This is a genomic window from Erwinia sp. AnSW2-5 (assembly GCF_045107195.1).
Classification (GTDB): domain Bacteria; phylum Pseudomonadota; class Gammaproteobacteria; order Enterobacterales; family Enterobacteriaceae; genus Erwinia.
Genome location: NZ_JBJGXA010000011.1, coordinates 55,792 through 69,813 on the forward strand (window position 1 = coordinate 55,792; position 14,022 = coordinate 69,813).

Below are 14,022 nucleotides of genomic sequence, written 5' to 3' on the forward strand. Positions count from 1 at the left end.
AATTCAGTACCCTGGAGTGGATAAAGGGCCAGTCAGGCTGGCCCAAAACGATCAGAAGCCGAGGGATTTCGCGTTATCTTTGGTCACTTCCAGAATGCGGTTAAAGCGGATGACATGGTGTTCCATATCGACATCGGCTTTACCCAGTCCGTCAATGGTCAGATCCGGCGTGACCTGTTTGCCATCCAGCAGCTGGTCGGCAAGGCTCACCAGGGCGAAACCGGCATCTTTCGGGTCCCACAGCAGGGCTTTCTTGATATCACCTGTTGCCAGGTATGGCGCAGCCTGAGCGGGCATCGCAATACCGACCACGGCGATTTTGTTTTTCGCACGTTTGCTTTTTACTGCCTGACCGGCACCGATGGGGCCAAGGGAGCCGAAGCCGATAATGCCTTTCAGATCCGGCCAGGTGCGCATCAGATCGAGCGTGGTGGCGTAAGATTTATCGATGCTCTCAGCCACCGGCAGGCGCGAGGTGACTTCATGCATCTCCGGGTATTTTTCTTTCTGGTATTTGATGGCCGCATCCGCCCAGGCGTTATGCAGAGGCACGGTCAGCGAACCGACATAGATGGCATAACCGCCTTTGCCGCCCATATTGCTGGCCAGCTCGTCCATATTCTTTTCGGCGTATTTCACACTGTCGATGGTTTCAATATCCCACTGACCAATCTGCTGGTCTGGGGATTCATGGGTCAGCACCACGATGCCCTGATCGCGGGCTTTTTTCAGCACCGGCTCCAGCACTTTGGCATCATTCGGCACCACGATAATCGCATCCACTTTCTTGGCAATCAGGTCTTCAATCACTTTCACCTGCTGCGCCGGGTCGGCAGTGGAACCCCCCACCTGGTAAGCATTCACATCGAGTTTTTTCGCGGCTTCATCCACGCCAACGGCCATCCGGGTGAACCAGGGGATCCCGGTCACTTTTGCCACCAGGGCAATGTCGTGTTTTTCTGCGGCCAGCAGCGGGGTAGCGAACAACATACAAGCAGAGACAACACATGTATTAAGTAACTGGAGGTTAAATTTCATAGCAGTACCTTGTTATCTGATTCGTTGTTTTTTTCAGGTAAGAGGTGGCATTGGCCACCGGATCAAGATAGCAAGAAGATTTTGGCGAAGAGTTGAGCAAGGTGGAAAAGTGTGATCGGTAACTTTGTATGTTAAATTTAATAATTTATTTTGTTAACAATATGTTTATTTAACTGTCTTGGTTGGATTTTTACTACGTTATGGTGTTTCTTTTTTGTTAAATAAAATAAAAATTAACAAATAAATAACATTTCATCCTGTGCTGGCGGCTGAAAGCAGCGGAAAGGGGCGTCATAAGCGGCTTTCGGCCGGGAAGGATTCACCGAATGCGAGCGAACTCGCGATTCTGCTATTAAAGTGCTTCGCTTCAGGTTGGCATTCAAGGAAGCCGGTGACGTAATTTCATTACACCGACCTAAAAGAGGCCATTTAGCCGCCCGCTGGCGGCCCTGAACGCTATTTTGCCGTGCTCTTGCGGTAAACGCTGTTGAAGCGCACGTTCATCCCGCCGCAGTTGCTGTTATCGCGCACCACCAGATTGCCGTTAATCAACAGCATTTCACCGCCGCATTCGTAGCTCTGTGAATCCGGTTTGCCGAATGTCAGACGGTTGCCGTCCACCGTGGCGTCATCATCGATTTCACCGATATGCACCACTTGTTCACCATAGCTGTTGATGCCGCCGTGCCAGTTCGCAGTGCCGCTGACATGCAGTTTGTCGCCACTGCGTGAAAGGGTGATGGCATCGGATCCTTCTACCGGCAGCCACAGGCCCAGCCAGTCATCGGGCTGCACCGCGCGTGTCGGGATTGCGGTCAGGCTGGCTGTGGGAACCCAGCTGGTAAAGTCGCGTTTCTTAGCGAAGTACCAGACGCAGCTCCAGCCGGGTTTGGTCTGCGCCACCAGCACCTGGTTGCCAGGGACCAGATAGGCTTTACGTGCGCAGCTTGCCCCTTTTTCCGGGCAGCCGTTGTCGTCATCATAGAAATGCACATTACCTGCGCCAGCACCGATCGCTGCCTGGTGATACTCTCCCAGGAAGCTGGGGAAATAGCCGTTACGGCAGCTATCCTCTTCAGCGGCAAAGGCGTGGGTGCTGGTCAGCAGCGTGGTCAGTGTTAAGGCGAAGATCCCTGTTTTCAATGTCTTGTTCCCGGATGGTCAATATTGTCCTGATAATAACTGACTGCGGGCCTCCTCACGAACTTCCTTGCGTGATATTGACGACTTGAAATTTTTTAGCCAATCTATACCTCTTTGAAAATAAAGTTTCACACAGGCCGACTGAACGGCACAGGCTGTGCTGTAGGTTTCCCCAGGAGAAGTTTGCCATGTCCAGTTGCATTGATGAGACCCGGAAAGCGGGTACCCACGCTCTTGCACGTATTTCCTTCGCGGTATTTCTCACTTATCTGACGGCAGGCCTCGCGCTGCCGGTGATCCCGTTGTATGTCCACCAGGAGCTGGGGCTGAACAATGTCATGGTGGGAATTGCCGTCGGCATTCAGTTTTTTGCCACGCTGTTGACGCGCGGTTATGCCGGGCGGCTGGCGGATCAGCGCGGGGCAAAACGTTCAACGTTGCAGGGCATGATGGCGCTGGCACTGGTTGGCGTGGCCTATCTGCTGGCGGCGTTGCTGCCGCTGCCGATCATGGGGAAATTTGCCCTGCTGGTGGCGGGCAGGCTGCTGCTGGGCTTCGGTGAAAGTCAGCTGCTGACCGGAAATCTTACCTGGGGAATGGGGCTGGTCGGGCCGAAGCGCGGCGGGCAGGTGATGTCGTGGAACGGCATGGCGATTTATGGATCGCTGGCTGCCGGGGCACCGCTGGGCTTGTGGTTACACAGCCAGTGGGGATTTATGGCGCTGGGCGTGGCAACGATCCTGCTGCCGCTGGTGGCGCTGTTGTTCAATACCGGCATACGTCCGGTGCCGATCCACGGCGGCGAGCGCCCGTCGCTGTGGAAAGTGGTGGGGCAGATCACCCAGCCGGGCCTGGCGCTGGCGTTACAGGGCACCGGGTTTGCGGTGATCGGAACCTTTACGTCGCTCTACTTTGCCGATCGGCAGTGGGGCAATGCCGGGTTTGCGCTGACCGCATTCGGGCTGGCGTTTGTGCTGGTGCGCGTGTTGTTTGGCGGGCTGCCGGATCGGCTGGGAGGCGTTCGCGTGGCGCTGATTTCCCTGGGCGTGGAAGCCTGCGGGCTACTGCTGCTGGGGATGGCATCGAACGGCTGGGTGGCGCTGGCGGGCGCGGCGCTGACCGGCTGCGGCTGTTCGCTGGTGTTCCCGGCGCTGGGCGTGGAGGTGCTGAAGCGTGTCGCGCCGCAGGTGCGTGGCACGGCGCTCGGTGGTTTTTCGGCGTTTCAGGATATCGCTTATGGCGCCAGTGGCCCGCTGGCCGGGATCCTGGCGACCAGCCTTGGCTACGGTTCGGTGTTTGTCGCCGGGTCGATCTGTGCGCTGGCGGGGATTGCCGTGACTTTCGGCTTCTCGCGCAGTGCCGTCAGTAACTCAGACGGCTGAGTTTCAGTACCGCCTGCACAATCTCGGCGGGTTGCAGCGCAGAGAATCCCAGCAGCCAGCCTTCCTGTGCAGGCTGCCGCTGATACAACGGCGACAGGCGCGGCAGCAGCAGCCCATTCTGCGCCGCCTGCTGCGTCAGCCGTTGTTCACCGCCGGATGTCAGGCGTATCGTCAGCTGTAGCCCGCCCTGGTGAGGAAACAGCGTCAGCCGATCCGCCAGCTTGTCGTTTAACTCCGCGATCAGCAACTGACGGCGGCTGGCATAGAGCTGGCGCATCAGGCGCAGGTGGGCGGCAAAATGGCCGTGCCGGATAAAATCCGCCGTCACCGCCTGCATTAACTGGGCGCTGTGCCCATCCATCACGCTGCGCAACCGCCGCAGCGGTTCAATCAGTGCATCGGGCACCACCAGATATGCCAGCCGCAGCGAGGGGAACAGCACTTTGGAAAAGGTGCCGAGATACAGCACCCTTGCGCGATCTTCCAGCCCCTGCAACGCCGGTAGCGGGCGGCCGTCATAATGAAATTCACTGTCATAATCATCTTCAATCAGCCAGCTTTGATGGCGGCGCGCCCATGCCAGCCATGCCAGTCGCCGCTGGCCGCTCATCGTCACGCCGGTTGGATACTGATGCGCAGGCGTCAGATACACCAGGCGCGGAGCCGGGCCTGCGGGCGGTACGGCACCCTGCTCGTCAGTGGCGATGCTGCTGACCTGCGCCCCGGCATAGCGGAAAGCATGCCAGGCACCCCGGTAACCCGGATCTTCCATCCCGACCGGATCGCCTGCATCGCACAACAGCAGGGCGATCATTTGCAGCGCCTGCTGAGAACTGGTGAGGATCATTACCTGGTCTGCCGAACAGCGCACGCCGCGCGACTGCCCCAGGTAATGCGCCACCGCCTGACGCAGATCGGGCAGGCCGAGTGGATCGCCATACTGCATCAGGGAGGTGCTGTCGGCGCGCAGGCGCTGCTGGGTTAAACGCCGCCACAGCGGCTGCGGGAAGGCACGCAGATCGGGGGAACCTGCCGCAAAGGCATGGGGAAACAGCGGATCGTCACAGCCGCCTCCCGCGACCATCTGCCCGCCGCGTGCTGAAAGCTGTGGTGCCGCAGAAGCAGGACGATGGCGGCCTGGCGACCGCGTGGCACTGATGGCAACAAAAGTGCCGCGCCCGCTTTGACGTGAGAGATATCCCTCGCTTTCCAGCTGGCTGTAAGCGGCCTCAACGGTCACGCGAGACAGTGAGAGATCGCTGGCGAGCAGGCGGGAAGAGGGCAGCCGGGTATCTGCGGGTAACGTCGCGCTGGCTATCGCCTCCCGCAGCATGGCACACACTTTTTCCCGCAGGGTCGCCCCATTCTGGCGGGCAAACAGGGCGGAAAAGGGAACGGGAGTGGGGTGCATTGTGGTCTTATCACTGTCTGAGAATGGGTCTTATGATTAAGACCCATCCATTCTATGATGGCAATACCAATAATGATCGGGAGTGCATCATGAGTTCGTTTTCTGCGGTTTTACAATTTCCTCCGGCTGCACCTGAGCAGAGTGAAGCGTGGCTGCGCCAGAAGCTGTCACTCTATGCGGATGCCTGGGATGTAGCGCAGGATCTGGCGCACGGCGTGACGGAGATTGTGGTGATTGATACGCGCTCAGAGCCGCAGTATCACGCCGGGCATATCTGCGGTGCCGTCAGCTTTCCTCATCGTTTAATGAATGCCGATACGCTGGCGCAATGGGACCGGGAGAAAGTGTATATCACGTACTGTGACGGCATTGGCTGTAACGGCTCGACAAAAGGCGCGTGGAAGCTGGCGGCGGCGGGCTTCAGGGTGAAAGAGTTGATTGGCGGGCTGGATTTCTGGCGGCGCGATAACCACCCGGTCACGCAGGGTGACGAGCCGGGCAGCTGGCCGCAGGCAGAGACGTTACCTGACTGCGGATGCTAATTTACAGCAAAATCCACAACACAAATACTAGCGCAAACAGCACGGCAAACGCGGTAAATACCGGGCGATTAGCCAGCGGTTGCAGCACCGGCGGCAGTGCGCCCCACAGTGGCACGGTGATCGGACGTGGGTTGAGTTCGTTGTCGGCCAACTGCTGCTCTTGCAGGCGTTCGGCACGGCGGCTGAACAGCTGGTTCAGCAGATCCTGCGTCTGGGTTGGCGTCAGCAGCGTTTGTGGTGCGGCGTTAAAGCGCTGCTGGCTGTAATCCTCCAGCATCCGCTGTTCACCCGCATCCGGCGGCTGTTTCAGGGTGGCCGTTAACTGCGTCAGCGTCGGTGCAGCATGCTGGCTCAGGGTCTGGCTGGCCTGAAGATACTGGTTCATCAGCGGGAAGAAACGCGATGGGATTGGGTCACCGCTGTGCAGGTTAACCACTTTCAGCAGCGAGGCCCACAGTTTGGTCGGCTGCTCCCCGGTGGCGGCGGCAAGACGTGAGATCTGCTGATTCAGCGTCTGATGCTCGGCTGGCAGCAGAGAGCGATCGGTCACGCGGTTCTGCTGTGGCTGCGGAATGGCCATCTGACCATTTTGCAACATTGTCAGTACCTGGTGAAGCTGGTCAGGATTCAGCGAGCTAAGCACCGTATGACCAAACTGCTGACGAATGAAATCACTCACCGCCTGGCGGTTATTGCCGGTCGGTAACAGGTCGGTCAGCTGTTGCAGAAGCTGGCGTGTGGCGTGGGTATTTTGTACCTGCGACAGGCGGGTATTCAGAAACTGTTCCGCCGGGGGAAAGTGGCGCGCCTGAAGCCCTGCATCGTTTTTAACCCCCACTTCATGACGTAACCCGGCCCACAGCTCGGCAGATTTCAGCGAACTGAGCGACATGATCTTGACGATCAGGCGCTCCAGCGTGGTGCGCTGCGCGGGTGTCAGAGGCTGTTCGCCCGTCCCGGTGCTGGTGACCGGGCGTGTCGTGCCGGTTCGGGCATCGATCGCCGGGCGATCGCCGGGTAACGGCGCACCGGGGCCGCTTATAGGTTGCATGGCGAAGTCCTTCAGTCAGAGTCAACGTCCGGGGGGCGCCGGAACAGAATGGTCATCGCTATGATAACAATCCCGTCCGGTGATAGGTAGAGGAACGGGGAACAATCCTGATGCTTTCCCGCTTTTTTTTCATGGTGGAGAGTTAAAGGTAGTTAAGGGTCCAGGTCAGGGTGCTGTTGGCCTTACCGGGGGTGATGCGTTCCGCCGTCTGATAATAGCGCGCCAGAAATGAGACAGTGAGAATGCGGTCGGCCAGCGGATAGCTGGCGATTTGCCAGCGCTGGCCAATATTCACCGGCGTGCCGCTGTCAGCATGTACGATTTGCAGTGCCACACCAGTGGCGCTGTTTGTCTCGTCGCTGAGGGCAATTAAACTGGTATTGACCGAACCCGCCGGGGTTGTTCCATCAAGTTGCATCAGTACGGTGAAGTCCCCGGATACATCCGTATCGCAGAGAAAATTCAGTGAGAAGGTTTTACCTGTATTGGTTGAACCGATGCCAGAGCCCAGCCCCTGATCGCGACGTGTTCTCACCGGGCCAAGCGGGACATTAAACGAGGCAAGCCCCTGCACCTTGCAGCTCTGAGCGATAAACGTCAGTCCTGTCGTGGCATCCAGCATCACAAAATTCGCGTTCTTTATCCCGGTTTCCGACCCAACATGGAAAAGGGGAATACGTGAGTTGATTGGTGTGACCTGCTCAGGACGTTCAGGTGTCTTTGCCGTTTTGACGATTTCAACGCTGACATTGAGCGAAAAGCGCTGCCAGGTGCGTGACGGCAGACTGGCGGCGGCATTACGGTTATCAATGATCACCCCGGTACTGACCACGCTGTTTTCGCTGTCACGGTTGCCGTTAAAGGTGGTGAACAGGGTTAAGCCATTGCCCAGCGTGTGCCTACTGGTTTGGCGAATCAAAAACGCCATTTCGGCCTCCTGCTGGCCAGGATCGCTGATACTGCACCAGACATCAATGCTGTAACTCTGGTGGAAAACCGTCTTGCCAATCGGCAGGGAGGAGGAGAGTTTGATGCCGTTGCTGCCGTTGAACGCCACCAGAGGGAAAGCCTCGTTGGTGGCGGCGGCACATTTAAGAGAACCCGCCTGCGCGTTGAGGCTGAAAAATGACAGCGCCATGAGCATGGTTGATATCAATAAAATCAGAGGGCTAATCATGTTGTACGCTCATCATCAATGGGAGGAGGTGGGTAGGCAGGGTTGACTAAAACGTTCAAAACCGTTTTCCAGGGCTGCATCAGGCATGAGTTGCAGCGAGAGCGAACACACGGTGACCTCACCCGATCTGATCTTCAGGTGTGAACGGCCAGCGGGCAGGCGGACATAAATCAGATCGCCCTGCGCCACCAGCCCAAGGTGATTACCCTGTTCATCCTGCACGGCTGCGCCAAAGGGCAGGCTTTTTCCATTGGGCAGCGTTGAGTGAATCAGCACGGCCCGCCCGCGTGAGGTGGAAAAATTAACTTTGACCAGCGCCCCGGTATGAGGCGCGGTCTGCTGGCGTGTGCTTTTCAGTTCAACATCGGCGGGCATTCCTTGCGGATCGAGCATGATTTCATTCAGGCGATATGGGAGCAAATAAGGCACCAGCGCGCGTCCCTGTGGGTTCAGCGTCAGCCCAGAATGACCTTCAACTTTGGCACCTGAGGCGTGAGGTGCATCGACCAGAGCCATGGTTTCACTGTACCAGGGGCTGGTAACCACGCCGTCAGCAAGTGCGACCAATGAACCATTCAACCCACCAGACCATGACTGACTGTGTCCGCCTTGCTCTACACTTCCCTGTAATGAGGTGTAAGACGTGTGCCAGTTTGCCGCCAGATTCGCGCTGGTGCGTTGCTGGCTGTCATGACGCAGACCCAGGGCGTAATCAAACTGCTGTCTGGCACCCAATGTGCTGTTGAGACTGGCCTGGCTGGTCATACCCTCTGCATCGTGGCTCAGGTTCATATTCAAATGGGTATGGCGTTCGCCGCCGCCCAGTGGGACAGACAGGCCCAACGTATATTGTGTTTCGGCGCCATCAAGTGCATTGACCCGGTTTACGGAGAGAGACCAACTCAGGGAACCAAAGGCATTGCTGTAACCGGCCTGTAGCTGATTATTTTTACTTCGGTTCCCCCAGTAACTCTGCCGGATAGCGGTCAGGTAGAGTTGTCCCCATTTAGCGGGGAATCTCTGTGCCAGACTGGCGGAGAAGCGGCTGCGAGGCGACTGTAATATAAAGCCAGGAGAGCCCGATTCAGGGTGTCTGGCATTATCAATCGCATACATCGCGTCATTCAGGCCGAGATAACCTGAAGAGGAAAATCGCCAGGCGCTGATTGACATCGTACTGCTGCTGGCATTGAACTCTTTGCTGTAGGTGGCGCGGTAGCTCTGCCCGGAAAGATGACGCTGCTGAGTGACGGTCTGTGCCTGTGTTGCATCCAGTGCCAGCGCCCCCCATGAGCTGCCAATGGCCCCACCCAGCAGGAAAGCATGATAATCGCGTGTGGTTAATACGCCGCCGTAGCCAGTCAGCAGATTATTGATCCCCCGTTGTAGCGTGAGTTGTGTCACGGCGTCCTGTTTTGACCGGTTCATATTGCGCAACGTGCCTGCACTCAGGCTGTATCGGGTTATCCCGGGCCTTACCAGCTGTGGAACCGCAGCATAAGGCACCATAAATTGACTCTCCCGGCCGTCGGACTCGCGGATGGTCACGGTAAGATCGCCGCCGTAACCCGTGGGATAAAGGTCGTCAATACTGAAGGGGCCGGGGGAAACGGTGGTTTCATACAGCAGCACGTTATTTTGCCGTACGCTGACACGCGCATTGGTTTCGGCCACACCCCGGATCATCGGGGCATAACCACGCCGGGAATCTGGTAGCATATTATCGTCGCTGTAGAGCATGACGCCACGCAAAGAAAAACTGTCGAACATGTTGCCGCTGGTATCCGTATCGCCGACGATAATGCGCGATCGTAGCGTACTGATGCCATGTTCAATATAATTACGCAAACTCTGGTAGTGGGTTCCACTGTTATTCTGCCAGTTCATTGAGCCACGATGGCGGAACATAAATCCCCATAAATTCAGACCGATGTTATTTCCGTTATAGAACGAGCGATATACGTTACCTTCTTGTTTTGATTGATAATAATTCGTGTCGTACCCGAGGATTAGCGCGTTCACACCGTCATCCCACTGCGCGGGGTCAACTTCATTTTGGGCGCGCTGCATCAGCAAAACCTGAGGGACAGAAATGATCATCTGCAATGTCGAAACATCAATATAAGCTCGGGCGCTGGGGACCCAGTAATCCAGACTGCGGCAGCGGCCGCTATCATCAAGTTCTGCCATTTTTTTGCTCTCAATCTCACCCGCTTTCATGGGGATCAAATTGATCAGTGAGCGGGTGGTGCATACCACTGACTTATCATGGTTATTTTTAACCATCAGTCGTGTAAATCCGACGTATTTTTCGTTCAACATGACCCCGACATCATATGAGCCGGGAGGAAGGGCATGGCGGTGGTTGAACTGAGTGACATCGATTTTCTCATCCAATGGGTGGCGTAACATGTGGGCATCAAAGCTGGCGTATCCGTCAGCTGGGGTGGCGAAGGCACTCAGCTGAATATCACATCCCAACAGTCCGGCCAGCAGCAGTCCGGGCATTGAACAACGGGAAAAAGGAATGCGCCTTGTCCTGGGCATCTTAGATCTCCATATGAGATGTCATCTCACTCGCGACGATGCATCTGGCTTACTGTGTGTTTTTTATTGTGGTGACACTGCCGTAGTCATTAATGACTTCATAACGTAATGCGGCATCATCAATTTTTTCAGGAAGCGCAGTAAACCTGAACTCAGCGGAACTTTTCGGCGCAATCATTTCGCTTTTCAGGCTTTTTATCTCCTTATTACGCGTTTCAATTTTGATATTGGAAACATTAATAAAGTAGGCAGAGGGGTTATTCACCAGTAACACCGTACCTGGCGCGGAAGGGGAACGTTGCCACTGCAGATCGTGGAATGCCTGAATAGCGCCAGTGGCGCTAAGTGCGGGTGGACGGAAGAAAATTTTCAGGCGGCTGCGGATCGCCATTTGTAGTATATCGGCGTTGAGGGTGGTTGCACTTCTTGGCGGAATATCCAAAACATTCAGCCAGAATAGAGATTCTTTATCCTGTGGCAACGCGGTGCCTGTCCAGGTGATCCTCAGCGTTTGTCCACTATTCGGTTCAACACGTACGATGGGGGGTGTGAGGACGAAAGGAACGGATATTTTATCCAGCGAAGTGTTTTCATCGCCATCGTCAATCCAGGACTGAACCAGAGCAGGATCATCACCATCATTATTCAGTTGAATATTCACTTCATTTTTTTGTTGGGGATAGATAACACGTGTTCCATTAATAATGACATTGGCATTGACCTGGTGAGGAAGTAATAAAAATAGAAGGTAAAAAATCGGGTATTTCCCTGCTGACAGATGCATATCGCTTACAACAGACATGATGGTGGCTCGGCTTGGCAGTAAAAATAAAAGTGCAAGAGTGAACTCTTGCACTGGGAGATAAATTAGAAATAGCTTAACGAGTAATTGACAACCGTACTGACATCACCCGCATCCACTTTGTCTGTGGCGTAGTAGCGAGCGAAGTAACTCAGGGTCGCCATATCGTTGACGATGTTGAATGACGGGCCATTGACCTGTGAACCATCACCTAACCTAATCGGCTTACGGCTGTTATCCATAAGCTGTACCTGAACATTGGTGGCAGACCCTTTGTTTTTCAAATTGCCTGTAATACTGTCGGTTTCAGTGCTGTCAAAGAGGGCACGAACGTGTTCAGTTGGGTTCTGGCAATTAGTCAGCGACATGGTAACAGGAAGCTCATTGGCAACCTCACCGGCCTTAGAAAGTGCGGAGGCCGAGATGGGTTCAAATACGATGGTCGTGCTGCTATTACGCCCATTGACGCTAATGTTACAGGTGGTATTCGATATATCTCCTGTGAACGTAATCGTGCCGTTTGCAGCTATTGTTGACGTGGCAGAGAGGGCCAGGGCAGCGATTATTGAGTTTGCCAGTAGTCTTTTTTTCATCTGTATATCCTTATTGAGTAACGTGGTTTATTCCTGAAATACAAGGATTATTCCTTGTGTGGGCATTCCCGTTTAAAAAAACGGGGGTTTAACTGCAAGCAAGACAACTAAATCAAACTTTAGTGATAAATGGATAATGTCAATAAATAAAAATAAGGAGCCTGCTGACGGAATATTGCTCTTCGAGGATAGTCACTGATTACAGGTGTTTTGCTATCGGTGCAATAAAATTCAGACTCGTTACGTGTCTTGTTTTAATTTATATCACTGGTTTTTATTGTGGTTGTTCATGTAGAGAAGAGTAGCTTGTGAATAAAATTGGTAAATAGTAAATAAGCCAAAAGAAATTATATCTACTTATAAATTTAATCCTAAGTCTGTTTTTTTAATATGAATTAAGTGAGTTCAGGTTTGGAGTATTTGATTATTAGAATAATCTTAGCGGCTAAAAAATAGCCGCTGGGGGAAGGGGTGGACAATATTTACAGTTTGTAACTTTCTACTTTTTGTTCATCATCAATGGCTTGCGTAGATTTTGTGCGAGAGCAACGCCAGCGAGCGTGATACCCCCGCCGATGAAATGATAGCTGTGCAGGGATTCATGCAGAAATGTGACGGCAATAATTGCAGTAAATATCGGAGCCAGATTCATAAAAATACTGGCTGTGCTGGCTCCCATCCTCATCACGCCCTGCATCCAAAGGAAAGGCGCAATGATCGATGCAGGGATAGCGGCAAACAGAATGAGCGGTATATTGTGCGTGTTAAGTGATACGTCGGGCGCCATAAGAAAGTTGGGGGTCAGCAGCAGGACGCCAAAGAAGATCTGCATCCACAGGCTTTGCCAGATCGGTAGCGGGATGGCCCAGCGTTTGGTCAGTACGCCGTATAGCGCATAGGAAGCGGATGCGGCGAACATCATCATCTCACCTTTACCTAACCCGTGGGACAGCAGCTGCGCCGGGTTGCCTTCGCTGACCAGCCACACCAGGCCGGAAAAGGAGAGCAGGCTGCCCAGCAGGATGCCCAGCGTAGGGGCCAGCCGCATTATCACCACGCTTAATAACACCGTCAGTAAGGGGATCAGGGCATTAAGAATCCCCATAAACAGTGCGCTGACACTGTGTGCGGCGTAATACGCCAGGCTCTGATACAGCACCATACCGAGCAGGCCAAGCACCAGCAGTTTCCACCATGATTGCCTGATCTGCTGGCGGTGGCGCCAGACGCCAGGCAGGGAAAAGGGGGCCAGAATCAGCAGGGCCAGCAGCCAGCGATAGAAGGAGATCGCGGCAGGATCGATTGCTGCCGCCGACATTTTGCTGACAATCGCGTTGACTGACCAGATCAGTACGGCCAGCAGGGGAAACAGAAAACTCATCAGTATTCTCTTAAGGTTAGCGTGAGGGTTTCAGTGTAAACTTGTCCTGTTTAATACAGATAACGAAAATAAGACAAATGTACGCCGGAACCGGACAACATGATCCAGCAACTGACTTACCAGGCCCCTGAGGATGCCGAGCGGCTTCCCCTCTTTTTCCGTTATGAGCTGGCAAATGCCCGCACAGAATACCTGCCGCATCAGCATCCCTGGGGACAGGTGATTTTTGTGAAGTGCAATGTGCTGGAGATGCAGGTGGAGGGCGAACGCTTGCTGACACCGCCTAATCTGCCGATCTGGGTACCGCCCAACCATCAGCACGCCTGCTACAACCATAAAGCAGCATCTTTTCGCACGCTGAATATTACGGCGGATGCGTGCCAGGGCTTCCCCGATCGTGCCTGCCTGCTGCGCGTCAGCCCGGTGGTGCATGCGATTATCGAAGAGTGCGCCGCGCGCGACATGCGGGTGCCACAGACCGAGCAGGATCTCCGCCTGTGTGAGGTGCTAATCGATCAGCTACGGGTTGCAGAGCGCCAGCAAAGCTATCTGCCTTCCACCGATGATAAGACCCTTGCTCCGGTGCTTCAGGCGCTGGAGCAGAACCCCGCCGATAACACCACGCTGGCCCAGTGGGCGCAGCGGGTCTTCACCACCGAGCGCACGTTATCCCGACGCTGCCAGGCACTGTTGGGCATCTCGTTCAGCGAGTGGCGGCAGCGCCTGCGGTTTTTGCATGCGGTTTCTTTACTTGAGCGGGGAAAAAGCGTGCAGGATGTGGCGCTGGACTTAGGTTACAGTTCGGCTTCCGCGCTGATTGTGATGTTTCAGCAGCAGTCGGGCACCACGCCAGAACGCTATCGTCATCGCAGTGGGATATAGCAGGATGAAAGCGTTCGCGTTGATACCGTCCTGGTATCTCGTTAAAAAACTGCTGGCATAATGAACGTACAGG

General features: G+C 54.8%; 12 protein-coding genes. 3 read left to right on the forward strand and 9 right to left on the reverse strand.

Annotated features, from left to right (window positions below; translation table 11 throughout):
* Positions 1 to 51: 51 nt before the first annotated feature.
* Both ACFL9S_RS09700 and ACFL9S_RS09705 read right to left on the reverse strand, forming a co-directional pair.
* Positions 52 to 1,038, reverse strand: a complete 987-nt coding sequence (locus tag ACFL9S_RS09700) for an autoinducer 2 ABC transporter substrate-binding protein (RefSeq protein WP_405261652.1) — start codon at positions 1,036 to 1,038, stop codon at positions 52 to 54.
* Between the two features lie 456 nt (positions 1,039 to 1,494).
* Positions 1,495 to 2,181 carry a hypothetical protein gene (locus tag ACFL9S_RS09705; RefSeq protein WP_405261653.1) on the reverse strand — a complete coding sequence of 229 codons (687 nt, stop codon included), beginning with the start codon at positions 2,179 to 2,181 and terminating at the stop codon, positions 1,495 to 1,497.
* 188 nt (positions 2,182 to 2,369) lie between these two features.
* Between ACFL9S_RS09705 and ACFL9S_RS09710 the strand changes: the two genes are divergently transcribed.
* Entirely contained in the window at positions 2,370 to 3,563 is a 1,194-nt protein-coding gene (locus tag ACFL9S_RS09710) for an MFS transporter (protein WP_405261654.1), read from the forward strand.
* Here the strand turns inward: ACFL9S_RS09710 and ACFL9S_RS09715 are convergent.
* Entirely contained in the window at positions 3,544 to 4,974 is a 1,431-nt protein-coding gene (locus tag ACFL9S_RS09715; protein ID WP_405261655.1) for a PLP-dependent aminotransferase family protein, read from the reverse strand. The two genes, ACFL9S_RS09710 and ACFL9S_RS09715, sit on opposite strands and share 20 nt — an antisense overlap.
* Before the next feature lie 89 nt (positions 4,975 to 5,063).
* On the opposite strand from ACFL9S_RS09715, the gene ACFL9S_RS09720 reads away from it, so the two are divergent.
* The gene (locus tag ACFL9S_RS09720) at positions 5,064 to 5,516 is read left to right on the forward strand and encodes a rhodanese-like domain-containing protein (protein WP_405261656.1); all 453 of its coding nucleotides are present in this window, start codon (positions 5,064 to 5,066) and stop codon (positions 5,514 to 5,516) included.
* 1 nt (position 5,517) lies between these two features.
* On the opposite strand, the gene flk is transcribed toward ACFL9S_RS09720, so the two are convergent.
* The 6 genes from flk to ACFL9S_RS09750 form a co-directional block, all read right to left on the reverse strand.
* Entirely contained in the window at positions 5,518 to 6,567 is a 1,050-nt protein-coding gene (gene flk / locus ACFL9S_RS09725; protein ID WP_405261657.1) for a flagella biosynthesis regulator Flk, read from the reverse strand.
* A gap of 142 nt (positions 6,568 to 6,709) precedes the next feature.
* Entirely contained in the window at positions 6,710 to 7,744 is a 1,035-nt protein-coding gene (locus ACFL9S_RS09730) for a fimbrial protein (RefSeq protein ID WP_405261658.1), read from the reverse strand.
* A 15-nt stretch (positions 7,745 to 7,759) separates the two neighbouring features.
* Entirely contained in the window at positions 7,760 to 10,291 is a 2,532-nt protein-coding gene (locus ACFL9S_RS09735; protein ID WP_405261659.1) for a fimbria/pilus outer membrane usher protein, read from the reverse strand.
* A 49-nt stretch (positions 10,292 to 10,340) separates the two neighbouring features.
* Positions 10,341 to 11,093 carry a molecular chaperone gene (locus ACFL9S_RS09740; RefSeq protein WP_405261660.1) on the reverse strand — a complete coding sequence of 251 codons (753 nt, stop codon included), beginning with the start codon at positions 11,091 to 11,093 and terminating at the stop codon, positions 10,341 to 10,343.
* A gap of 65 nt (positions 11,094 to 11,158) precedes the next feature.
* Entirely contained in the window at positions 11,159 to 11,686 is a 528-nt protein-coding gene (locus tag ACFL9S_RS09745; protein WP_405261661.1) for a fimbrial protein, read from the reverse strand.
* Between the two features lie 499 nt (positions 11,687 to 12,185).
* Positions 12,186 to 13,067 (reverse strand): DMT family transporter, encoded by an 882-nt coding sequence (locus ACFL9S_RS09750; RefSeq protein ID WP_405261662.1) that lies wholly within the window; start codon positions 13,065 to 13,067, stop codon positions 12,186 to 12,188.
* 99 nt (positions 13,068 to 13,166) lie between these two features.
* Here ACFL9S_RS09750 and ACFL9S_RS09755 point away from each other — a divergent pair, with 99 nt between their 5' ends.
* On the forward strand, positions 13,167 to 13,949 hold the full coding sequence (locus ACFL9S_RS09755) for an AraC family transcriptional regulator (RefSeq protein ID WP_405261663.1): 783 nt from the start codon (positions 13,167 to 13,169) through the stop codon (positions 13,947 to 13,949).
* The last annotated feature ends 73 nt before the right edge of the window (positions 13,950 to 14,022 follow it).